This is a genomic window from Dethiosulfovibrio peptidovorans DSM 11002 (genome assembly GCF_000172975.1).
Lineage (GTDB): Bacteria > Synergistota > Synergistia > Synergistales > Dethiosulfovibrionaceae > Dethiosulfovibrio > Dethiosulfovibrio peptidovorans.
This window is the reverse complement of record NZ_ABTR02000001.1, coordinates 1869153-1893159: the sequence shown is the minus strand read 5'-3', so window position 1 is coordinate 1893159 and position 24007 is coordinate 1869153. Positions and strand designations below refer to the sequence as shown.

General features: G+C 52.6%; 20 protein-coding genes. 5 read left to right on the top strand and 15 right to left on the bottom strand.

The window, feature by feature from the left end:
• Positions 1-55 precede the first annotated feature (55 nt).
• Positions 56-424: a cupin domain-containing protein gene (locus DPEP_RS09055; protein ID WP_005661481.1), complete on the top strand. Its 369-nt coding sequence runs from the start codon at positions 56-58 to the stop codon at positions 422-424.
• A 44-nt stretch (positions 425-468) separates the two neighbouring features.
• Here DPEP_RS09055 and gpt read toward each other — a convergent pair whose 3' ends face one another.
• On the bottom strand, positions 469-954 hold the full coding sequence (gene gpt, locus DPEP_RS09050; RefSeq protein WP_005661479.1) for a xanthine phosphoribosyltransferase: 486 nt from the start codon (positions 952-954) through the stop codon (positions 469-471).
• 187 nt (positions 955-1141) lie between these two features.
• Here gpt and DPEP_RS09045 point away from each other — a divergent pair, with 187 nt between their 5' ends.
• From DPEP_RS09045 to DPEP_RS09030, 4 genes are all read left to right on the top strand, one after another.
• Positions 1142-2236, top strand: coding sequence for a BMP family ABC transporter substrate-binding protein (locus DPEP_RS09045; RefSeq protein WP_005661477.1), 1095 nt, complete (start codon positions 1142-1144; stop codon positions 2234-2236).
• Positions 2237-2361: 125 nt separating this feature from the next.
• A complete protein-coding gene (locus DPEP_RS09040) occupies positions 2362-3909 on the top strand; it encodes an ABC transporter ATP-binding protein (protein ID WP_005661475.1) in 1548 nt (515 codons plus the stop codon).
• Entirely contained in the window at positions 3906-4970 is a 1065-nt protein-coding gene (locus DPEP_RS09035) for an ABC transporter permease (protein ID WP_005661474.1), read from the top strand. The genes DPEP_RS09040 and DPEP_RS09035 overlap by 4 nt, the downstream gene beginning before the upstream one ends.
• Before the next feature lies 1 nt (position 4971).
• Entirely contained in the window at positions 4972-5898 is a 927-nt protein-coding gene (locus DPEP_RS09030; protein ID WP_005661472.1) for an ABC transporter permease, read from the top strand.
• A gap of 47 nt (positions 5899-5945) precedes the next feature.
• On the opposite strand, the gene DPEP_RS09025 is transcribed toward DPEP_RS09030, so the two are convergent.
• The 14 genes from DPEP_RS09025 to DPEP_RS08960 all read right to left on the bottom strand — a co-directional run bounded on the left by DPEP_RS09025 (position 5946) and on the right by DPEP_RS08960 (position 23991).
• Positions 5946-6890 (bottom strand): ArsA family ATPase, encoded by a 945-nt coding sequence (locus DPEP_RS09025; protein WP_005661470.1) that lies wholly within the window; start codon positions 6888-6890, stop codon positions 5946-5948.
• 21 nt (positions 6891-6911) lie between these two features.
• Positions 6912-7193: a DUF7990 family protein gene (locus DPEP_RS09020; protein WP_005661467.1), complete on the bottom strand. Its 282-nt coding sequence runs from the start codon at positions 7191-7193 to the stop codon at positions 6912-6914.
• On the bottom strand, positions 7183-7491 hold the full coding sequence (locus DPEP_RS09015) for a hypothetical protein (RefSeq protein WP_005661465.1): 309 nt from the start codon (positions 7489-7491) through the stop codon (positions 7183-7185). Before DPEP_RS09015 ends, DPEP_RS09020 begins: the two co-directional genes overlap by 11 nt.
• A gap of 2 nt (positions 7492-7493) precedes the next feature.
• The gene (locus tag DPEP_RS09010; RefSeq protein ID WP_005661463.1) at positions 7494-9341 is read right to left on the bottom strand and encodes an ATP-binding protein; all 1848 of its coding nucleotides are present in this window, start codon (positions 9339-9341) and stop codon (positions 7494-7496) included.
• Positions 9342-9355: 14 nt separating this feature from the next.
• Positions 9356-10597, bottom strand: a complete 1242-nt coding sequence (locus DPEP_RS09005; protein WP_005661461.1) for an HDOD domain-containing protein — start codon at positions 10595-10597, stop codon at positions 9356-9358.
• A 54-nt stretch (positions 10598-10651) separates the two neighbouring features.
• Positions 10652-11875, bottom strand: coding sequence for an MFS transporter (locus tag DPEP_RS09000; protein WP_005661460.1), 1224 nt, complete (start codon positions 11873-11875; stop codon positions 10652-10654).
• Position 11876: 1 nt separating this feature from the next.
• A complete protein-coding gene (locus tag DPEP_RS08995; RefSeq protein WP_005661459.1) occupies positions 11877-14474 on the bottom strand; it encodes an acyl-CoA reductase in 2598 nt (865 codons plus the stop codon).
• 2 nt (positions 14475-14476) lie between these two features.
• Positions 14477-15619: a LuxE/PaaK family acyltransferase gene (locus DPEP_RS08990; RefSeq protein ID WP_005661458.1), complete on the bottom strand. Its 1143-nt coding sequence runs from the start codon at positions 15617-15619 to the stop codon at positions 14477-14479.
• A complete protein-coding gene (locus tag DPEP_RS08985; protein WP_005661456.1) occupies positions 15616-17118 on the bottom strand; it encodes a GNAT family N-acetyltransferase in 1503 nt (500 codons plus the stop codon). Before DPEP_RS08985 ends, DPEP_RS08990 begins: the two co-directional genes overlap by 4 nt.
• A gap of 17 nt (positions 17119-17135) precedes the next feature.
• Positions 17136-20720 carry an AAA family ATPase gene (locus DPEP_RS08980; protein ID WP_005661455.1) on the bottom strand — a complete coding sequence of 1195 codons (3585 nt, stop codon included), beginning with the start codon at positions 20718-20720 and terminating at the stop codon, positions 17136-17138.
• Positions 20717-21937: an exonuclease SbcCD subunit D C-terminal domain-containing protein gene (locus DPEP_RS08975; RefSeq protein ID WP_005661453.1), complete on the bottom strand. Its 1221-nt coding sequence runs from the start codon at positions 21935-21937 to the stop codon at positions 20717-20719. Before DPEP_RS08975 ends, DPEP_RS08980 begins: the two co-directional genes overlap by 4 nt.
• A 4-nt stretch (positions 21938-21941) precedes the next feature.
• Positions 21942-23003, bottom strand: coding sequence for a DUF2157 domain-containing protein (locus DPEP_RS08970; RefSeq protein ID WP_005661451.1), 1062 nt, complete (start codon positions 23001-23003; stop codon positions 21942-21944).
• A gap of 89 nt (positions 23004-23092) precedes the next feature.
• Positions 23093-23290, bottom strand: coding sequence for a YwbE family protein (locus DPEP_RS08965; RefSeq protein ID WP_005661449.1), 198 nt, complete (start codon positions 23288-23290; stop codon positions 23093-23095).
• Between the two features lie 62 nt (positions 23291-23352).
• Positions 23353-23991 carry a class I SAM-dependent methyltransferase gene (locus tag DPEP_RS08960; RefSeq protein WP_005661447.1) on the bottom strand — a complete coding sequence of 213 codons (639 nt, stop codon included), beginning with the start codon at positions 23989-23991 and terminating at the stop codon, positions 23353-23355.
• Positions 23992-24007 lie beyond the last annotated feature (16 nt).

Genomic DNA, 24007 nt, shown 5'->3' with positions numbered 1-24007 from the left:
GAGCTTTCTGTTATACTGATTTTCGAGAGACCTTACTCGAAGGGGGATTTGGAGCATGAAAGAATATACCGGATCGTTAAGAGACATAACGCTGGACGACGCCAGCGGTCCCACCATGGAAAAAAGAATCGTATTCAGCCCGAAAGTCCACGACTGGCCAGGACACGTGGTACGCTATTTCACCATAAAAGCGGGAACGGGAAACCCGCTTCACTGCCACGAATGGCCTCATTGGGGGCTGATCCTGAAAGGAGAGGCTACGGCGATCGTAGACGACCAGACGTTCGAACTCAAGGAGGGCGGCTGGTTCTACATACCTCCGAAGGTGCACCATAGATTCCAGGCCAAGGAACATTGCGACTTCCATTTCATCTGCATGGTACCCGAGGAGGGGGATAGACTTCCTCCCACACTGGTGGAGTAAAAGAACGGGACGTAGTTCGGCCGAACCTACGTCCCGTTTTACCGTTATTTTTGCCTCATGCTTATGGGATCCGAATACTGGGCCTCGGCGTCCCAGGGGAACAGTATCCAGGTATCCTGACTGACCTCGGTTATGTACGTATCGACGTACGGCCTTCCCTCCGGTTTGGCATAAACCGCTGCGAACCGAGCCTCCGGAAACATATCCCTGACAACCTTCGCAGTCTTGCCGGTATCGACGAGATCGTCCACGATAAGCCACCCCTCGCCCTTGCTGGACGTGTCGATCTGCTTCAATATCTCCAGCTCGCCCTGACGCTTCATGGTATAGCTGGATACACATACGGTATCGACCAGCCTTATATCGAGCTCTCTAGCTATTATGGCGGCGGGGATGAGTCCCCCTCTTGCTATACCTATTATCCTCTCCCACTTGCGGTCCAAAAGTCTCCAGGCCAGGGCCTTGCAGTCTCTCTGAATCTGTTCCCACGATACAGAGAAAGTCTTGTGGTATCTTTCCTCCGAACCCATCTGGCATTTCCTCCAAAGATAAAAAGTCTCCCCTGTGAGGGAAGCGTTTTGCCTGTCCATTATTTTACCCAAATCGAGAAAAATGTAAAACCAGGGTAACTGTATTCATGGATATACATCGTCCTTACGTGATATACTCTGGCAAAGACGGGCTTCGTCTCGTTAATACGTAGAGGAGGTATTGACTGTGAAAAAACGGTTACTGACAGGCATCATCGCCCTATCCCTCGCGCTTCTCATGATCGGCACCGCTACCGCCGCCATGAAAGCCATCCCAATTCAGGACATAAAGTCCGGCTTCATATACATAGGGCCAGTGGGAGACGGAGGCTACACCTTCATGCACGATCAGGGAAGAGCCTATATGCACGAGAACAACCCCGACCTGCCTAAGAGCGTTATAGTGGAGAACGTCCCGGAAGGACCTGATTCCGCCCGAGTCATCGAGACCCTGGTGAGAAAGGGATGTAACGTGGTCTTCGGAACCTCCTTCGGTTACATGGACTTCATGGTCGACGTAGCCAAGAGACATCCCGACACCTACTTCATGCACTGCTCGGGATATAAAACGGCGGACAACATGGGAACCTACTTCGGCCGCATGTATCAGGCCCGCTACCTTTCCGGAATAGTGGCCGGAGCCATGACAAAGAGCAACGTACTCGGTTACGTGGCGGCTCAGCCGATCCCGGAGGTCATAAGAGGCATAAACGCCTTTACCCTTGGAGCCAGAAGCGTCAATCCCAAGGTCAAGGTAAAAATAATATGGCTGTTCTCCTGGTTCGACCCAGGCAAGGAGAAAGAGGCAGCCAAGGCCCTCATCGACGCTGGCGCCGACGTCATAGGTATGCACGCCGACAGCGGAGCAGCACCTCAAGCCTGCGAAGAAGCCGGAGTATACGTAATAGGATACAACAACGACATGTCCAAGTTCGCACCGAAGATGCACCTGACCTCTCCTATATGGAACTGGGGAAAATACTATGACTACACGGTCAAACAGATAGCCCACGGAGTATGGGCTCCCGATCAGGTATGGTGGGGACTGAAAGAAGGATTGGTAGAACTCGCCCCGTTCAACGAAGCAGTGCCAAAGTCCCTTCAGGAAACGGTAGAATCCAGGAAAAAGGCCATAATATCCGGGGAATGGGACGTCTTCTGGGGACCCATATGGGACCAAAACGGCGAGCTGAAGGTCGCCGAGGACGCAAAGATGACCGACGGAGAGATGCTCGGAATGAGTTGGTTCGTGCAGGGCGTCGAAGGCACCATTCCCAAATAGACTCATTCATAATTAATTCGCCGAGATAGGTTTTCAGTGTATCATAACAAGAGGGTGCTTCATAAAAGAGCACCCTCGCTTTATTTCCTCATATCCATGATACCGTGCAAGGGGGGACTCTTTTTATGACGACGTCGGAACCAAGCCCTTTGGTCAATATGAGAGGAATCGTAAAATCCTTTCAAGGCATCAGAGCTAATGACGAAGTGGACCTCTCGGTCAAACCGGGGGAGGTAATGGCGCTTTTAGGGGAAAACGGAGCCGGGAAATCCACCCTGATGAACGTACTTTCCGGCATATATCGTCCCGACGGAGGGTCTATCGAGATCGACGGAGAAGAGTGTTCCTTCGGATCCCCTCACGACGCGATAGCCAGAGGTATAGGTATGGTACACCAGCACTTCATGCTGGTCCCCTCTCAGACGGTATGGGAAAACATGATCCTGGGTTCCGCCGACCTTCCTCAGATACTTCCGAAAAAAAAGATCATATCCGATATAGAGTCAATATCCCGTCAATACGGCCTGGACGTCGATCCCGAGGCCCTGATATGGCAGCTTTCCATAGGAGAACAGCAGAGGGTCGAGATACTCAAGACCTTATACAGAAACGCCAAGGTCCTGATACTCGACGAACCAACGGCGGTCCTCACCCCTCAGGAAGCCAGAAATCTATTCTCCACCGTAAAGAAAATGACCTCCGAGGGAAGAGGCGTGATCTTCATATCTCATAGACTGGACGAGGTAATGGAAATTTCAGACAGGATCACCGTCCTCAGAAAGGGGAAACTCATAGGCACGGTGGACACCTGCAAATCCTGCAAGGAACGGATAGCCGAGATGATGATCGGCCGAAGGGTATCGCTGGAGATGGATAAAAAAAACCTTTCCCCAGGAAACGTCACATACAGCCTGTTCGAGATCACAGCTCTCAGCGATCGAGGTCTCAAGGCTCTGGACCAGGTATCTTTCGACCTCAGGGAAAGGGAGATACTGGGGATAGCGGGAGTCGCCGGAAACGGACAGACCGAACTGTGCGAGGTCATGGCCGGTCTCAGAAGGCTGGTCTCGGGAAATCTCTTCCTCGGCGGAAAAGATATAACCGGGAAAGGGGCCAGAGAACTGATAGACGCGGGAGTTCGCTACATACCTGCGGATAGACGGGGAACCGGCATGGTCTCCAACATGGACGTAGGGGAAAACTCCACCCTCAAGAGATATTGGAGAAGCCCAGTAGCTCACGGCGTTATCATAGACTGGAAGATAGTTATCAAACACGCTTTGAACATCATAAAGAACTTCAACGTGGATACGCCCTCGGTGGGAACCCCTGTCAGGAATCTATCGGGAGGTAACATTCAAAAACTGATGCTCGGTAGAGAGCTCAGCGACGTTCCTAAGATCCTGATAGCGATGAATCCTACATGGGGGTTGGACGTGGCGGCGACCAGGTTCGTCAGGGAACAGCTTCTGGACGAGAGAGAGAAAGGGGCCTCCGTTCTTCTGATATCCGAGGACCTGGACGAGCTGTTGGCTCTGAGCGATCGCCTGGCTGTGATGTACAGAGGTTCGATAATGGGGATCGTCGACGAGCCATCGTCGTTCGGGGTGGAGAAGATAGGCATGATGATGGCCGGAACCAGGATGGATGAACTGGGGAGGACCAAGGCATGAGGATAAAAAGGCAGAAAAGGATAGGACAACCTCTTTGGTTGGACCTGGCTATTCCCGTCGGAGGACTTCTGATGGCCTTTCTGGCAAGCGGAGTCTTTCTCGTCATGATGGGGGTCTCTCCCATCGAAGCCTATAGGGAAATGTACTATTCCGCCTTTGGCGACAGCTACGGCCTTAGCGAGTGTATGGTCAAGGCCATACCTCTGGCTATGACGGCAATAGCCCTTATGCTGTCGTTCAAGATGCTGATATGGAACATCGGGGCGGAAGGGCAGATATTCATGGGAGCTATCGCAGCGACCGCCGCGGTAAGATACTTCCCCGTAGAGGGCCATTGGACCATGATGACCATAATGGGCATATCGGCGATTATCGCAGGAGGCATATGGGCCGCTTTCGCCGGCTATTTAAGGGCTCGGTGGAACGTCAACGAGATCATAACGACCCTCATGATGAACTATATCGCCATACACCTGATGGACTACTTCGTCTACGGTCCCTGGAGGGATCCGTCCAGTCTGGGATTTCCCATGACGGCGCCCTTCCCGGAGACGGCCAAATTGGTACCTATAGGATGGGGGCGGGTCCACTCGGGCATCTTCATAGCTTTGGCCTTGATTCTATTGGCATGGTGGGTCTTCAAGATGACCCGTTGGGGATACGAGATAAGGGTCATAGGAGAAAACCCGAAGGCAGCTACCTTCGCCGGAATAGACTACGTCAAAAACGTCGTTGTGGTGATGTTCATATCGGGAGCCATAGCCGGACTGGCCGGGATGAGCGAGGTCGCCGGGCTTCAGGGCAGGTTGCAGCATGGTTTTTCCGGAGGATTCGGTTATACCGCCATCATAGTGGCCTGGTTATCCAGGCTGAACCCTCTGGCCATAGCGATCGTATCCTTCCTCATGGGAGGTCTACTGGTCGGAGGCGAATCCCTCCAGATCGTGATGGGGCTGCCTATCGCTAGTACCCTAGTGGTTCAGGGATGCATCCTGTTTTTTATACTGGCTGGAGAGTTCTTCCGAAGATACCGAATCGTCCTGGTGAAGGAGGAGATCTAACGTGGAGATCATCGTACCCATATTGGCCGCAGCGGTCAGAAGCGGAACCCCGATCCTCTACGCCACGTTGGGCGAGATAATAACCGAAAAGGGCGGAGTGATGAACCTCGGGTTGGAGGGATTGATGCTCTTGGGAGCTTTATCCGGTTTCGCCGTCACATCGTCCACGGGGAACCCGTGGCTCGGGGTTGCGGCAGCCTTCGGCATAGGAGCCTTCTTCAGCCTGTTTCACGCCGTAGTCTGCATAACCCTCGGAGGGAACCAAGTGGTCAGCGGCCTGGCTTTGACCATGCTGGGAACGGGGACAACCGCCATACTCGGTATAAATTACGTAGGAGAGACCATCAAGGGACTGACGAAGACAACTATACCCTTTCTGGGCGAGCTCCCCCTCGTAGGGCCGGTCTTCTTCGACCACGATCCACTGGTCTACATATCCTATGCATTGGTCGCCTTCATGTGTTGGTTTCTATGGAGGACGAAGACCGGATTAAACCTAAGGGCGGTAGGAGACAACCCCCGGGCCGCCGATTCGGTCGGTTTGAACGTAGCGGCCATACGTTACGCGGCCACACTGATAGGAGGCGGAGTCGTTGCCGTAGGAGGAGCCTATATGTCCATATCCTACAGCCACATGTGGACAGAGGGGATGTCCGCAGGCAGAGGCTGGATAGCGGTTGCTCTGGTGATCTTCGCGATATGGCACCCAGCCAGAGCGGCATTCGGATCCTATCTTTTCGGAGGAGTCGAGGCCTGTCAGCTCAGGATACAGGCGGCGGGAACGAACATCCCGGCTCCCCTCCTCCTTATGCTGCCCTACATACTGACTATAACGGTATTGCTGGTCATATCCGTGAAAAAAGGAAAGGGGATACTGTTCGGGGCTCCAGCAGCCCTAGGCACCCCATTTTACAGAGAGGAACGTTAAAGCTATTCCTCGATAAAGAGGACCGGTTAAAAAACCGGTCCTCTTTATCATAGCTCCTCCACTTCCTTTATCGACTCGGATATGGATTCCAGCTGTTCCACTCCCTGAATGTCGGACTCCAACATAGGCAGACGAACGATACCATACACTCCGAACCGTTCCTCTATGGTCTTGAGATATCCATCCTGAGCCTCTCTGCGCTTCTCGAAAAAGGCCCCGGCTTCAGGGGGAATGATCCTATTGACCACCACGGAGCCTACCTTTATATCGAACTCCTTTAGCAATTTTATAGCCCTTTCCGTCTCGAGAATAGGCATCTTTTCCGCGTTCAAAACGAAATGAAAGACTGCGTTATCGTGATCGGTGAGCAGATCTTTGGCTCTCTGGAATCTATCTCGACGACGGGAGAGAATGTTGAATATCGGATCGTCCTTGAGCTTTTCCTGAAGCTCCTTCTCGTATCTGGCCGCCAGTCTCATCAGATCCATGGCCTTGGTTCTCTTTTTTATCAGATGGTCGATCCAGACCTTCAGCACCTCGGGAAGGGTCAAAAGCCTGAGAGTATGGCCGGTAGGAGCGGTATCGAAGACTATTACGTCGTATTTATCCCCCGCCTCCTCCATCAAATCGATAAACCTGTCGAATATGGCCGCCTCTTCCGCACCGGGAGAGAGATATGCGATACGAAGCTGACGTTTTATCTCCTCGACTATCGCTGCACTGACTATATGAAGCATCTGTTGCTGAATGGACTCCATATATTTCTTCGCCTCAAGCTCCGCGTCTATCTCCAGGGCCCAGAGATTTTTCTCAACCTCCACGACCTCGCTCCCAATCGGAGATCCTATTGCGTCCGCCAGAGAATGAGCAGGATCGGTCGACACCACCAAGGTCCTTACGCCCCGACGTGCCAAGGAGAGAGCGTAGGAGGCGGCACAGGTCGTCTTACCGGTTCCGCCCTTTCCTCCGAAGAAGGTATATCTACGATACATATTTAGACCTCCGTCCTAAGATCAATCGAAATCGAATTGAGCCGCTTTCTCGGCCAAGATCATCTTTCTGTTCTGAATACGCCTCTCCCAGGCATCCATATCGGACGCCACATAGGGCAATAGCTCGAGCATATAATAGGAGATGGGGTTCGGTATACCAAGATAATCGCCGAAGAGAAGCAACATAAGATCGTCGTTCTCGTCGAAGGCCTCTTTTCTAACGACGGCACTACGTTTATCTAAAAACGTCCCAAACATAAAAAGCTTGGCGTAATACAATATTTTTTTTATTCTACCTACCATGTCTAAACTTCCTCTTTTCTTTTTCGAGACCATCCTTGGCTATATCTTCATCGCTGAGTCCAGCGAATCTAGGATCTTTCAGCAACATCCTGCCCACCTTGGGGGGGATTCCCAGATCGGTCTCTATCCTCTCCAAGGTAGCCTTCTGCATGGGCTGATGCCAAAGATACTCTCTCACCATTTCCCGGAGTTTCTCGTATTCCGCTCGACAGGATCCGCAGGCCATATCCTCGGGGCCACCCCAAAAGGCCCTGTCGCATATGGCGCATTTCTTCAATTCCACTCTAGATCGATCCATCGTCATCCCCCGGATATCAAAGCCGACGTAATAGTCTTCATCATTAAATCCCGACTGAGGGGTTTGGATAGATAATCATCCATTCCCGACTCCATACATATCTCCCTGTCACCCTTCATCGCATTGGCCGTCATGGCTATTATTATCGGACGATAGGATATAACTCCTCTTTTCTCCATGAATCTTATCTTTCTGGTCGCCTCAAGTCCGTCCATACCGGGCATCTGAACGTCCATAAGCACGAGATCGTACCTTTTAGCCGATACCGCCTCAACCGCCTTGAAGCCATCCTCTGCGACGTCTATGGTCCAGTCGAGCTCTGCCATCATGGCTTCCGCCAGTTTGCGGTTCAACATATTGTCCTCTACCAACAGGACTGTCAAATCGCGAGGCGTCTCCATATCATCGGAGGTAACAACCGAACCACCCCCCACAGCGGGAGGATGGAACTCATTGGTCAAGACGGGAAGAGGCACGTCCACGAAAAAAGTGCTTCCCTTTCCCTCCTCGCTCTTCAACCACAGGCGACCTCCCATGATCTCCACTATCTGCTTGGCTATGGACAGACCGAGACCAGCCCCCTTATGCCTCTTGGATCGGGAGTCATCTACCTGGTAGAAGGTACCGAATATATGGTCCCTCTTATCCTCAGATATACCTATGCCTGTGTCCTTCACGGCGAAACGAATCGTAGCCTCTCCCTCGGCACGACGAACCATGGAGACTACCAAGGTCACGGAACCTCTCTCCGTAAACTTAACCGCGTTTTCCGTCAAGATCAAAAGTACCTGTCTCATACGTAACGTATCGCATTTTACCAATCTAGGAGCATACTCGTCGAAAACGAGCTCTATAGCAAGCTCGTCGGAACTATTTCTCACCCTGGTCATATCCATAACGGAACGACACAATTCGTAAAGATCGCAGGATTCCAAGGAGAGGCTCATCTCTCCAGACTCGACTCTAGACAGGTCCAGGATACCGTCTATAAGTTTCAGCAACTCTCTACCGGCCAATCTAGCGTCTTCAAGATATTCTCTAGGACCGTCTGGGATATCTGCGGACTCCAAGGCCAGGTTGGTCATACCAAGTACTACGTTTATAGGGGTACGAATCTCATGGCTCATGTTGGCGAGGAAAGCGCTTTTGGCGGCGTTGGCTGCTTCGGCCTTCTCCTTTGCGAGGAGAAGTTCGTCGTGGGTGTTTTCCAAGTCAGCGGTCCTACGTTTGACCAAATCCTCTAGATTACGCTGGTAATTGGTCAACCTTTTTTCCGATTCGGTCAAGCTGGACACCTTTTTCTCCAGATCTTCGTTCAGCTCATGAACGAGACCATAAAGCTCAAGATTCTGAAGGGAAATGGACGTTATGTTCAATATCAACGCCAGAAAAGAAAGAGAGATGTCGTCCATGCAACCCTTGTCCCGATCGACTACGGCAACGAACATACCCATTATTCGAGACACGGTGGAGAGAGAGCACAACATCAAACTATAACTGCCATCGCTGGAGCTCAGTACGGTAGGCTGAGTCCTTCCCAGAACCCATGCGAAGGTTCCATCGTCGACCAGTCCATTTCTCTCGACCTCGACGAAATCTCGCCACTCGGAATCGTCGCAAAAAGCCTGATAAAAATCCTGATCCTCTTTATCCACGAGGTAGAAAGACACACATCTAAAATGACATAATCGCCGGAGCTTAGCGGAAGCGTCGGTCAAAAGCCCGGTCCGCGTCGTCGATTCCCCTATCATGGAGGATCGACTGTTGAAGCTCAACACAGAGTCCAGGGAAGCTATGACCCTATCCCTTTCCTTTTCCAGATAGTCGAGTCTTTTTTTAAGATCGATCATGCAATCTCTCCGATTCAGTCTATGAAGCTTCCTACGATCTCGCTTATCTGTCTGTTGGCCCTGGCAGTAAGGGTATCCAAGACGTTATGAGACAGCTCAAGGTGATCCCAGGCGTCCTGATCCAGCGATGGAATCGGAATTATAGGACTCCAACCATAACCCATCGCAAAGGACAACACATCGGCAACGTGCAAAATAGACGATTCCGACACATCGTCGGAGGCCAAGGGATTATCTTTATACTTTATGGTACTTATGAGATAGGGTGGAACCTGCCACTCCGAAAGCAAGGCGGCTCCCAAAAAGGAATGAGAGAATCCGAATGCCTCTCTCTCGCACACCGGCAGAGACATTTTCCTGGAGCTCGCTCTATCCAAGAGCTTCCCCATGAAATCCGGACACTCCCCCAGCAGTAGAAGCAGGCCAATGTCGCGGAGCAGCCCTGACAGAAAAAAATGGCTGTCCGATAGGAGATGCTTCTCTCCGGCCAGAAGTCTGGCAAATACACCGCAGGCCACGGAATTACGCCAGAAACGGTCCATATCTATGACATTTTGAGATAATCCAGAGAAATAGCGTATGGCCGTCACTCCGATCGCCAAGGTGGTAAGCTCCCTACCTCCAAGCACGGTAACCGCCCTTTGGATAGATCCTATCTTTGAGGGGAAACCGTAATAAGCACTGTTAACTATTCTGAGGAGCTTGGCGGACAGGCTGGTGTCCTTCTCCACGACTTGAGCTATATGAGCTGAGGAACTCCTGGGAGACCTAAGGACCTCGACGATTTGACGGTAAGTCTCGGAAAAAGAAAAAAGCTTGTTTTGTTTTCCTAACAATTGAGAGATAGATAAATCGAGCGACTTGATACGAGAGGGATCGTCCAGATCGTCCATATGAGATATATCAGGGACCACCGAGATACCCTTTTCGGCTATCAGAGCCATTATCCTCACAGTGGAGATACGGAACATCTCCCTTAACACCGGCGATCCTCTACCACAGAGAGAATATAGATGATCCAGATAGCTCGCGCCTTTGGTCATGGCCTCTTTGGGCATAGGAGGCAATTTGGGCAAACTCTCCGGCTGGGGCTCACCTTCTATCTCGACCTCCACTACTCCCCAGCTTTTAAGCAATCGGACGTGTTTATCCTCAAGATTCGTGCCGACCGGCAGTAGCAGCCTTCCGGAGGGAGCCACGACATCTACCTTTACGACCATACCTTCCTTGAGTTTATCCACCCGCAGTAAAGTCATAGGATCATCTCCCTCCGATACTTTCTCTATACTATCACAATGGGAAAACCCCGATCAGTTTCTACCGGATATTGCCCCCGGAACCCGCCATACCAAAGCTCCCATCAAGGCAACTATCGCTCCATCAGCCGCGAGAACCGCCCTTACAGGCCATATCTGACATACCACGCCGTTCACCACAAGGGCGGCGGGCATAACCGAATAGGCGACGGCGGTGAGAACGGCAAAAAAACGTCCCCTCATAGAGTCGGGAACCCTTCTCTGAAAATATCCCATAGCAGCGGCGTTTACCAAAGCCAGACCTCCCCCGGCGACGAACACCGACGGGACTCCTCCGGCAAAACCGGAAGACGAGGCGAAAGCGGCCATCGCGAGACCGGTCGTAAGGATACCCCAGAAAACCCTTCGAGATACCGACCCGGGAGAAAGGAAGCTCACTGACATCGCCACCACCACCGATCCAAGGGCGAGGCTCCCCTCGAGAAAGGCCACCCAGGAGACAGGGCCATCGAAACCGTATTTGACCATCATAGGGACCGACACCATCAGCGGAGCGGCAAAAAAGTTGAGACCTCCGAAAAGACAGAGATACCCTAAAACGTCGCCGTTGCTTCGCAGCCACAGTAAAAGCTCTTTCATACCGCCCTCTATAGAGGAGACCGGCAACCTTTCGGGACGAAGTGGATTCCCTATCATCACGATGAACAATAAAGAGAGAAGAAACGTCCCCCCATCCACGCCGAACGCTCCGGCGGTGCCCAAAGTAGCCAGGGCCACTCCGCCTAAGGCCGCACCTAGGACGTTCGACAGCTCGACAACGGATGAGTTCACCGCCGCGGCAGCAGCCAGGCTCTCTTCGTCGGTCAAGGCCTCGAGACATCCGTTGGCAGATGCCTCGAAGAGAGGCATAAAGGATGAAAGGGTCAACACCGAGAGGTACATCAAGAGCAAAGACATCTCCCCGATTATCAACAACCCCGTCATGACCGACATAACAGCCAATCTGGCACAATCGGCCACGATCATACAGGTCTTACGGCTGTATCGATCCGCCAAGGTCCCGGATATCGGCCCCAACACCACCGCAGGTAATAAGGTTATGCCCATGAGAAACCCGAGGTGCATCGGCCCATTAGGGCCCGCGTCGTTGACGGCCCACCAAGACAGAGCTATAGCGAAAAACTTATCCCCTATGGAGGACACGAAGCGAGCCAGGAAGAACCGCCTAAAATCCCCGAATCTGACCAGAGGGTGCCCTGTCAATGCCTTAAAATTCACCTCAACGGATCCTCCGATCCACTATGCGGCGAACCTTCCCCGTCCTTCCAAGCCTCTCTATCGTACCTCTGGGTACCACCGACAGCTTGACCGGACATCCGAAATCGGAGAGATGGTCGAACTGAGACGATTTTTTCTTAAGAACCCGGAGAAACTCCTCTTCGATCGAACAAGCGTCTCCTTCTACCGCTATAGAGACGTCCGGTCCCTTCGAACCATCCTCCACCACGACCTGATAGATCGGAGAAAGCCCGGAGAAAAGCGATACAGTGTCATCCAGATCCTTAAGGTAAAGATCGTTGTAGAGCAGACGAACCGAGTCGTCAGATCTGCCCATAAGCCTGAAACGGGGGGCTTTTCTGCCGCAATCGCAGGCCTCGCCTATCCACTCCGCTCTGTCGCCCAATCTATATCTTATTATCGGCTGAAGGGTCCTCTCCAGGGTGGTAGCGTAGAGCTCGCCATCGTCATCTATCTCGACGTAAACCCAAGACTCGTCCACGTGGAATTCATCATGTCTGCAATGAGGACATTGAAACGCCAAGGGACCTATCTCCACCGCCCCATAGGACAGAGAACCTACACGATTGGGAGAAAAGGCCTTTTCCAGCAAGGCTATGGACGACTTGCCCATGGTCTCTCCCGTGTAGAAGATTCGATCCAGATGGATCCCTCCCCTATTCAAAGCCTCCTCGGCAAGCTCCACCAGAGCGCTCGTCATGGCCATCACGACCGTAGGAGACAGTTCGACCAGAAGATCGACCGTATCCTTCGGAGACTGGTTGGCCGTCATAGACAACACCGTACATCCCGTTTCCTCCAGCCCTCCGTTGACCGCCAAAAATCCTGTATAGAGGGGACCGGCCACCATCAAGTTCGCCACCACATCGTCCCGACCTATTCCGAGAGTCCTAAATCCCCTTCCCAGCACCTCCGCTGATTTTCGGAACTCCGACGAAGTCCAGCGAAGCGATCTGGGATGACCGGAGGTTCCACCAGAGGAGAAAACGTATCCTCCCAAATCTGGATCGGTCAACATATCTTTGGAGGGATAAGAATTTTTCTCCAGGTCACTCTTTTCCATGCAGGGAAGCTCGGCAAAGGCTGAAAGGTTTTTCAGAGGAAGAGACAGATCCCTGTATTTTTCCCTATAGAAAGGTGCCTTCATGGCCTCGGAGAGAACCCGATTGAGCCTTCCCAGGAGCAACTCTGTTCGTCTGTCTTTAGAAACCCAGTTGAGCCCCAATCCATCTCTCGAGATATCCTCCCTGTTTATAAGCCGCACCAAACTGAGTGCTATATGAATGCCATCGTGAGATGCTTTTCCGTCGGCACCCAACCCCATAGTCCCAGGAAGACAGAAGCGCCGAACTCCAAGCTTTTGAAGGGTCTCTATCGTCTCGTCCATGAGAACATCAGGAACGGCCAAACCTACGGTCGACATGTAATACCCCATATCGAGGATATCTCCCTTCGCCAGCTCACCGATGTTCCTTATGGCAGAGACGAAAACGGTCCGATTTAAAGGAGACGGCAAAAGCCTAGCGCCCTGACCTAACACAACGGTATGTCCCAATCCCTGAAAGAGCTTCTTGTTACCGTGAACTTGATCCCAAAAAGCCTGTTCTCTCTCCCTGAGTATATCCACGGCATCGTCTATAGAAAGCCTATCCTGCGGGATCGACTCCTCCAGAGAGGACAGCTCCTCATGAAGTTTTTCGGCGACTCTGTCGACCAGGTCGCGTCCCTCTACGAAGATATTCTGGCAGCTGGTGCAGGCCCTCTGCTCCCATAGAGATACGTCCATGGCGAACCCTTTGATCGCCTCGTCCAGCTCCTCTTCGGAAAGACCCTCCCGTATCAGTGCCCAGCTGATCTTGGGCCCGAACGCCAGCACCTCATTTCCCGGAGACGCCATGGATCTGTAGGAACGGACGGCCTCCTCTCCTCCAAAGAGCAGTATCCCGTCAAACCTCCTACCTACAAGGTCCATTATTCCCTCGTTGGAATGACTCCAAGAGGTAATGGCTATAGAAGATGAGATCTTTCCCCCACGGTCCTCCTCAAGCAGGGCTTCGAGGAATATAAAAGGGAATATCGGATCCTGTCTGGAGATCTTGAGAACATTCAAATTCTTGGTTATCATACCCATCACGAGAGAATCGATCGATCCAAGGAAGATGTTGCCCGCCGCTATATGGCATATGCACCCAAGAGGGACAGCCCTTATGGGGCTGCCTCCGCTCTCGGTCCAACAATCCAGAACCCTACGATCCCCTAGGCAGGCCAGGCGCTCCTCCAGTGACCCCCGGGAAAGCAGCCCTTTCAGGACATCTAACCCTATCTCGACCATGGAAGGTGAAAACCCCGTAACGTCCGGCATAGCATCCATAATCCTATCCCTGTACGGTCCAGGGGATGTAAGCCTGGTTCCCACTCTATCCAGAAGGGATATGACATCATCCACCGATATGGAGGAGAATTTTTTCAGCCGCTCCGCCATAGCACTACTTTCAAAGACGCTGCGGGCCTCGTCGAGAGGCAGATCGGGCGGGAGTTCCCGCCACTCTCCGAAAAGAAAATGTCTCATGCTCTCCATGATTATCGTCCCTCCCTATCGGCGCGTACTTTATCCAGTATCTCCTGGGCCGCAATGGCACAGCCCTTATGTTTTTTCTTACCGCCTCTTCTTATCGAAGCGATATATTCGCCGGGAATACCGCAAGGACAGTCTTTCTCTACCCGGACCAGATCGGAGGACAGTATAGAACAGTTCGGCTGAGCGACATTCCAAGGCGATATCAGCTGAAGCAGGCCCTCCTCCCCGTGAGGCATAAATTCCATGGTCACAGGATGACGGACCGCCACCCTGGAGAACACGGGAACATGGTGATGGCCCATCGGACAGGAACAATAGGGTATGCCATGCTCGACCATTCCGTAGAGGTCCCTGACGTTCTCCTTGGGAAGTCCTATCCTCCTCTCCAGTTCGGAGGCAAACTCGGACTGCGTCATAGGCACCCCTGCATGGTTTTTCCAGCCTCCACCGGCTATGACGAAACTGTCTCCATCGACCTGGATAGACCTTCCCTGCCTATCTAATTCATCCAGGGTCTGAAATATAAAGGAGGGGAAACCGAGAAGACGCACAGGTCCCCTCTCGGCCATATCCGCAAGGGCATCAACAGCCTCCTCGGGATCGAAATCGAATATTCCCTCATCGTTCTTGCGAAGCAGCCATTTCTCTTCTGAAACAGGAGCGCACTTCATCTCCTGCTCATCGCTCCAACTGGTGCCGATGGATTGGGCGTCCTCTCTGGCATAGCTGAACATGAGATACCCCGCAGGTCTGGACGAACAAAAACCTATATCGTTAAATATCTTACTGGATATACGCTGTATTCTCTCCACACCGGGACGGTCAAACAACGCCTGGGTAACCTGCCCGCTGGTCCCAGAACTGGTCAGTGTCATGATAACGTCCTTTTCCGGAACAGAGATAAAACGATGGTATTTCATGGTATCCACGAAAACAGGAGGGAGTTTCAATACATCCTCCGGCCCCTTTAGATCTTCAGGAGAAAAATCGTATCTCTCCATAAGAGCTCTGACGTAAGACTGACAACTGAGCTGAAACAGGTAGTTCTCTCTGATTGCCTCGAGAAAAAGCCTATCCGATTCCTCGGTACGGCCAAAGGCTTTATCGATACAACTGTAGGCATCCACCGCTGGGAACTCTCTCATAGAGACTCCTCCCTTTCATCCATCTCGGCAACTATATACTCCAGTATATCCTGCCCCATCTTACCGGCGAGATTTATCCTAGACGGATCCAAAGACGTTTCGTCTAGATACTGAAGGATCAAGGCATCGTGTCCCCTCAGCTCTCCCGGGAGATATCCGGAAAACACGAATCCCATTCGGCGGCATTCCTCGGCGAAGGGCACAGCCTCGGGGACCTCTGCGTCCAGATAAAGGTACACGACGTCTAGCCGATCCCTGCGAAACTCCCTCAGCCTTTGATGCAGATCAGTCAAAGAATCCTGGCCGAAATCCACTATTCTTATCTCCCCGAAGTTGAACTCCCCCACCTTGTAGGCTCTGTTCCCCTCTCCTCTTCTAGAGGCTCTCTCCGGAAGGGAGACTGGAGACGATCGGACCTTCCCGTTCACCCCGCAGGAAGCGACTATGGCGGATACGATGGACACGTATCTATCGGGAACCCAGATATCGTAATCCACACGATGGCACAGGGGACGATACATAATCGCCGCACTCTCCCTCTGTCTCACCTCTCCAGCCAGGGCCTTGAAGTTCAAGTCTGAGAACAACGCCCCCAAAAGAATCCCGGTAGACATGAAACCGGACTTGGCTGCTCCCCTCTGTGAAGCTACGTGACTGGTCACTGCGTGGACGAACAATCCCTGAAGACCCGATCTCTCCGCCTCCGCCATGACCATCTCGTTCATCATCCCGAGAATTCCCTGGCCCCGACAGGATGGGTTTACGAAAGCCGCAGCCATCTCGGCTATGACGGAATCGAGATCGGAAAACGAAAGGGCCAGATGTCCCACGAGGGAATTTCTGGAATCGATTGCGACGAAGGACCTCATCATTCCGCTTTCGTTGAGCTCTCTTATCCTCTCCGGGTAATATACGAACTCCCTGTAGCTGTAACCGTAGGCTCGATAGGCACAGCGAGATATCTCCAGCGCCTCCTCCGACTTCATGACTCTAACCTCAAATGGCCCCAAAAAAGACTCCTCTTCAGGTGAATCGACCAATTCCCCATCGGTGAAATAACTGTCTATCCTCCTGTGACGAAAGTATTTGGTCATCCTGACCAATTTTCCGCCCTTGCCGAGATTGACGAACTCCACCCTGTCCATGGCGCCCTTCATTAACTTTATGCCTATCCCTCTCTCCGGAGCAGCTCCCCCCGAGAGAGGCTCTTTGAAAAAAAACGATTCGGGATCGAAGGGAAGTCCTTTATCGTGGACCTCGACAACTATGCCGGCAGCGCCCACATCGAAGGAGACGTCGAAGACATCCGTCTCGCCCTGGTCATATCCATGTTGGATGACGTTGCTGACCGCCTCCTCGATCGCCAACGCTACCATGGACGTGTCCCTCTGATCGCACCCCGCGACCCTGCACAGTCCCCTGACGAATCCCTCAAGGGGTTCCAGATACGTCAAATCCGTGGGCAACGAAACCGACGATCGCAACGACTCTCCAGCCATGACCTTCCTCCTTCTATCTACTTTTCTCGTAAAACTCCTGGACCACTCAGACGGCTTCTGCCTCCTCCCGAAGGTTCCACCCTTATCCGAGCCCCGATCCTCTCTCTTATCGCAGAGACGTGGGATATCACGCCTATGAGCTTACCGCCCCGCCGAAGCTCCGACAAGGCCTCTAGAGCCTGGTCCAAAGCGGCTTCGTCCAATGTGCCGAACCCCTCGTCCAGAAACAACGAGTCAACCCTAACCTTACGACTGGACATATCGGAGAGCCCCAGGGCTAGGGATAGACTGACAAGGAAGCGCTCCCCTCCGGACAGATTTCTGGTAGACCGTATCTCGCCGGCCTGATAGAAGTCCTTGACGAGGAGCTCCATAGGCTCGTCCTCCTTGGGAAGCAAGACATACCGATCCGTCATCCTTCGAAGCTCGCCGTTGGCGAGGGAGATTAGGGTCTTGAAGGCTATCCCTTGGGCGAAAGACCGAAATCTCTTCCCGTCGGCGGACCCTATCAGACCGTGAAGCCCTCGCCAAAGCTCGACGTTCGAAACTTGTTCCTTAAGTCTGGACTTCAATTCCGACCTGCTTTTTTCCATCTCTTCTATCCTGTCCAATTCGGCATTTAGCCGACCTTTTTCTGCCAGTTTAAGGTCCCTTTCGGACCTCAGAGCCTCCGCCTTCGCCTCGACAGACCGGAGATCTTCCCCGTCAAATTCGCCTATGGAGGCCTTTCTGCTTTTACGATCGGCTAGATTGGTCTCGGCGGTATTTTTTCTGTTTCTCCAGTCTTCCATCCAAAGAGAAAGCTCCTCCATGTCGTCCTGATCGCGAAAGGAAGCTACGAAGTCGGGCTCACCGGAAAGGCCTGCCTTTCTACAGAGTTCTCCAAAGGCGACCTCGGCCGAGGCAAGCTCCAATTTCATCGATGCCGCTTCCTTCGATATATTCCCCCTCGACTCTCTGTAAGAATCAAGCTGTCTCTCCGAAACCGCCAAAAAACGTTTAACTCTCTCCAATTCCGAGGAAAGCTCCTTCAACCTTGCATCAAAATCCTCCTCGGCAACATCGGGGTTCCCCGGGAACAATGTCTTCCTCTCGACAAGCCGCTTGGCGATCTCTTCCTCCCTCTCTTTTATCCCCTCAGAGATAACCTTCAATCGATTGGAGAGGGAGGATCGTTCCGCCTCCAGTTCCCTCTTATCGGCAAGAAGCTCGGTCTGACTATCCAGCAAGGAATCAAGAGATCTGCTCACTTTTTCGAACTCTAAAGCTCCTTCGGAGATCTCTGTCTCCAGATCGTCCCCTATGTCCAGACCGACAGGAGACAGGTCCGCCTCAAGGGAGATTTTTATCGAGGAGAGATCTCCGACAAGTCGACTTTTTTTCTCTCTGGCGACGCGAAGACTATTCTCCAACTCGGACAGGGATAGCTCGATACGATGAACCGCCCTCTCCTTCTCTCCGATGGAGGATCTGAGATTCTCCAGCCTTCCTCTTTTTTCATCCCTGATCTCCGATATCCTATCTAAAAGCTTGAGTCTCTTCTCCAGCCGTCTTTTTTCAAGAAGGGATTTGCCTTCGTCGGAAGGAATCGATAAGGACAAGGACTTCGCCGATGACATCAGGGCAGATCTCTCGCTTTCGATAGACCTCAGAAGCTCGGATCTCTCCAATTCCATCCCTTTAAGCTGGTCAGACGAAGTCTCGACCGTAGTCTCGAGCCTGATTTTCTCGTCTCTCAGCCGGGACAGTTCGGCTTTTCTGGAACGCCACTCTTCGTCCAATCCATCGTCGAAACCGGGTACCTTCGACGAATAGGGGTGATGGAGCGCCCCGCAGAGAGGACAGGGACATCCGTCGACCAGAGAGCCCCTCTGCACCTCCATCGAAAGGGTCCTCGCTCTATCTTCCCTTCTCTTATCCAAAGATTCTACCAAGGAATCGAGAAGACCTGCTTTTTCCGCAAGAACCATCAGATCCGCCTCTTTTTTCCTGAGATCGGTCCTCAACGTAACTATCTGTTTTTCCAGTTCGACAGACCTGGACTCTCCTTCAAAAAGCGAGATTGAACGACGGAAAAAGGCTTCCATGGCCCTCCATTCCGCAATTGGACGTCCCGATAGAAGACGTTTCAGACGGGAATCCTGACGAACCTTGGATTTCTCCAGCGATTCGACTTCGTCGGTCAGACCTTCCAGTTCCAACCTGGACCGATCGAGGTCGGAGGACCTTTCGACGACCTCCTTAGATAATCTTGGGAGGCGTCCCTCCAGGGATTCCAGCTCGGAGGACAGTACCCTAAACCTCCTCAACCGTTCCTCTATATCCGAAAGCCGAGGGATCAGAGAATCCCAGCCCTCCATCCGCTCCATCCTGAGACTCCAGAGTTTTTTGCTCTTCTCCAAAGCCTCGAGTTCTTTCTCTACGTCAAGGATCCGCTCCTCAATCTTAGACAGGCCTTTCCTCTCATCGTCTCTTGCCCTTTCCCTCTCGGACAGGGAGGAACGGAGAGATCCGATATGGCTGTCCATATCCTTGGCCTTCCGCCATATAGGGATGAATCGCTCTCTCTCGATCTCCATCTCTCTGATGTCGGACGACAGACGTTCGCTTTCTTCCTTCCGGGCCCTTACCTCGGAGAAAGCGGATTCTATGGACCTATCTATTTCCAGGAGGGAGGAATCCAGCTCGGCGAGACGTTCCCTGATGGAGGAAAGTCTTTCGTAGGGAGCGGCTAGGGTTTGAGCGCTCCTATATCTCTCCAGACGCCCCAGGTCGATCTTTCTGGAGAGTCTCTCTTCCTCCAGGTCCGCGATTAAAAGCTCGATATTTTTTATCTCCGACTCCAGTCTCTCTCTTTCCCGAAGAGAGCCAATCCGAGACTCCATCTCCTTCAGATCCGAGGAGATCCTCTCTATATCGATCTCCAAACCGTCAAGATCTCTCTTCACCTCTTCGCCGGAAGGACCGTCTTCCACCTCGGAGGCAAGACGGTTCTTCAAATCCTTAAGGACCTCTTCCTCCTTCCTCTTTCTCTCATGAACGGCAATGGATATTCGACTGAATATCTCCGTCCCGGTGATCCTCTCAAGGAGAGGAGCCCTGTCTCCGGGAGATGCGTCCAGAAAAGCGGCAAAACCGCCCTGGGCAAGCAGAACCGATCTGGTAAAGCGATCGAAATCCAGGCCGGTCAGATCGGAGACAGCAGAGGAAGTTTTACTCAAAGCGGACTCCAAGACCTCCCCATTCGAACGGGACAGTAGGTGAGTCGGCTGTTGCAGCTTTCCGGAAGGAGATTTCCTGGAACGGTGTTGGCTCCAAGTACAGCGATATGACTCTCCTCCAGCCTCGAACTCGACCTGGGCAAAACACTCCCCGGTTTTTCTGCTCATTATCTCGTTCTCCGAACCGGTTACCCTGCTCAGTCTGGGGGTCCTGCCGTAGAGGGCCAGACAAAGGGCGTCGAGAACGGTGGACTTGCCAGAACCGGTGGGACCCACTATGGCAAAGAGGCAATCGTCAAGATATCTCTGATCCCTGAAGTCTATGGACCATCGTCCCTCCAATGAATTGAGGTTTTTGAATCGAAGTCGAAGGAGTCTCATAACGTCGTCTCATCTCCATCCTGGTCCAGAATGTCCTGAAGGACTTCACGGAACATAGCAACGTAGATATCCCTTACGTCCTGTTTTAAGGAGACGCCCTCCAGCCTCCTCAAAAAGACGTCCTCCTCCGTCATGCTCTCCAATCCGCCGGAGACCTCGAAACTCCAGTTTCCGTTTATACCTGTACCGTCCTTCACCCTTAGTAGCTCTACCGACGAACCGTCGACTATCGATTCTAGATCCTCCCTCAGGCTGGAGAAAGGAACATCATCACAAAGGACGGCCTCTACCAGACAGGGTCGTCCGACAAGGACCAGTTCCGAAAGTCCTTCGGAAAGGGCATGTCTGTTTCCCTTCAGGGAGATAACCTCCGTCCTGGACGGGACAGGGACGGCTCTACAGGAGAAATCCGGTCCCTCCAGATCCACCAGATACACAGACTTCTCCATACCGGACTCTCCGAAGCCGAGGGGCATAGGAGATCCGCTGTAGCGACATCTCTCTCGCCCTCCGACTATCTGGGCTCCGTGAATATGTCCCAAGGCGACGTAGTCCAACCAATCGGGAAAGATATCCGTTCCAACTCGGCCCAACCCTCCGACGTAGAGGTCCCGACTTCCGTCGTCGTCCTTAACCTTGCCTCCGGCGGCGAACAGATGCCCCATAGCTATTCTGGGTACACCGGGCGAGGACTCGCTTTTTTTCCTCATGGTCTCGAAGATCCTCGAGTAATGTTCCTCTACCCCCAACGCCAAAGCCCTATCGCGGTCCATGGGATCGTCGGACCAAGAGGAACGCCGAATGTCCCTCTCCCTGAGATAGGGAACAGCACCGACCAGAGCGATGACCTCGCCGTCTCCGTCGACTATGGAGACGACCTCTCTCTCCGGATCTGCGACGCCAAGGACGAAAACGTTCATGTATCCCAATATGTCGGAAGGGGCGTCCAACAACGACGGAGAATCGTGGTTACCGGCCACCACGACGACGCTACAGCCACTTTCGGCAACCGAACACAGAAAACGGTAATAAAGTCGTTGTACACCGCTTCCGGGAGTCCCGGTATCGAAGACATCTCCCGCTACAAGCAACAGATCCACGGACTCTCTAAGTATGAGGCCGGCAAGCCAATCCAGAAACTCTGCCTGCTCCTCCGTTCTCCTCCTGCCGCAAAGGGACTTCCCCAGATGCCAATCGGACGTATGCAGCAATCTCATGGGATCACCATGACGACGAATCGCCGCGGATCTCTCGAATCCTCAAAAACCAATCAGGCATTCTGGATTCCATCCACAGGGTCAAAGATTTCCTGTTTTTGTGATACCACAGCCCGAGCCACATAACGGATAAACCGAACAGGACCAGCAGGAAAGGGAAATAGAGGGTGTCTTTGAAGACCACCCAGGCAAGGTGACCTAGATAACCGAAAAAACCCGATGCTCCCACTACCAGGTATATCGACCGATCCACCAACAGTGAGAACAGGACGAATCCGAGGTTTATCAGACAATATAGAGCCCTTCTCAGCTCTGTCCTTCCGTCCATGGTGGAGAGTCCGCCCCAGAACGCTACGGCACCGAAGAGATGGAGCCAAAAACCGTATTCCCGTCCCTCCACGTCCTCTCTCAGATCCCACCAAAGAGCGAAACCAATCATAAAAATCCCGAACACCAAAGAGACCACCCTATGGTCGACACCTAAAAGAGGGGTTATATCCATAGAGAGGAACCACAGAGAGAAGGAGACCGGAGCTACCAGAAAGGGGAAGCTCACGTATTTCATGGCTATCAATCCGACCAGGACCGTAGATATCTCCATCACGCACCAACCGGACCGCACCCAGTTGAAAAAATCGACATACTCTCCTGGAGCAGACCCCGTCCAGAGTCCGGTACCCTTCTGCAGTCCGTAGGTGAAAAGGGGGGTCAGACAGACCGACATGGTTATCAAAAGCCCCCCCAGAGTCTTCGTGTCGCTACGGCCGTAAAATCGAAATCCCGCCGCAGCGAAGCCACAACCATACGCTAAAGCGATGGCGCTAAGGCCCCAGCCTCCTACACGATCCCAGGAATCGGCAACAAACCAGGTCAAAGCAGATACGACCACCATCGCTCCAAGATAGTAAGCCAAACTAACGAATCCCAGACCCTCTCCTCTATCGATCGAACGTTCGACTAAAAAAGCCTCGAGCTCCTCTCTGTTTTCCGTCGAGAGGAGCCCTTGAGATACGGCTTCGTCCAAGTCAAGACCTGTTATCCTCATCACAACATCTTTATCGCCCATGAATAGAGCCTCCGGGTTAAAGTCTTTTACTCCACCATTATAACGCAACAAAAAAAGACGGCACTCCCTAAAAAGAGAGATGCCGCCGTTCAGTCCTTCACTATTTCCTTTACTCTTCCGACCACTCCGCTTTCCAGTCGAACCTTAATTCCGTGGGGATGGCTGGGGCTTTTCGTCAGAAGATCCTGGACGATCCCTTCGGTAAGCTTTCCGGTTCTCTGATCCTGCTTCTGTACGACCATTACCCTCATGCCAGGTTTTATCTCGCTTCTTATATTTCCAGACAAATTCAGCCCTCCAATTCTTTTACAAGGTAAAGCAACTTTCCTAAAAACTATAACACAACGGCCTATACTCCGCATGATCGGTCCCATCGCCTATTCAGACGATAAAGGGCGGTAAACCACTTTCTGCCCCGGCGTCCCAGAGAATCCTCGCTCAGTGTCTCATCCAAAAGACAAAACCCCACTGGAATGGCCATAGCTCCCAATCGATGGGGAGATATTCCGCTGAAGAACCGACCGTCTCGGTCCACTCCTCTAACAGGAACTCCTCCTCCATCCAACGGCAAGGAAACCAGAAGAGTTCCACCGGGACGAAGCACCCTGGATAGGGAGATCAGAGACCTCTCAAGGAGATCCTCGGACAGATGCATCAAAACTGCGGAACAGAGCACTCCGTCGAAGGAAAGATCAGTCTGAGAGGCCAGATCGGGCAACCCATCCACGACGACCCGACCCTCCAGAGAGGGATATAGCTTCAAAGCCTCCTGGAGGAACCTCTCGGAAGGGTCCACCCCAAAACCGTCCCATCCCCCGGCTAGGAGGCGATCTAAATCCCTTCCAGACCCGCATCCCACGTCCAGGACCTTCCCCCCCTCGGAGAAGGCTCTGGTGAACCAAGAGGATATCCCTTCCGTCGCCTCGTCATAAGTTTGAGCGATATCCGAAGCCTTTCTATCGTAATATCCCCAGTCGTTCCCGTTCAAAGGCAGAATCTCCTTT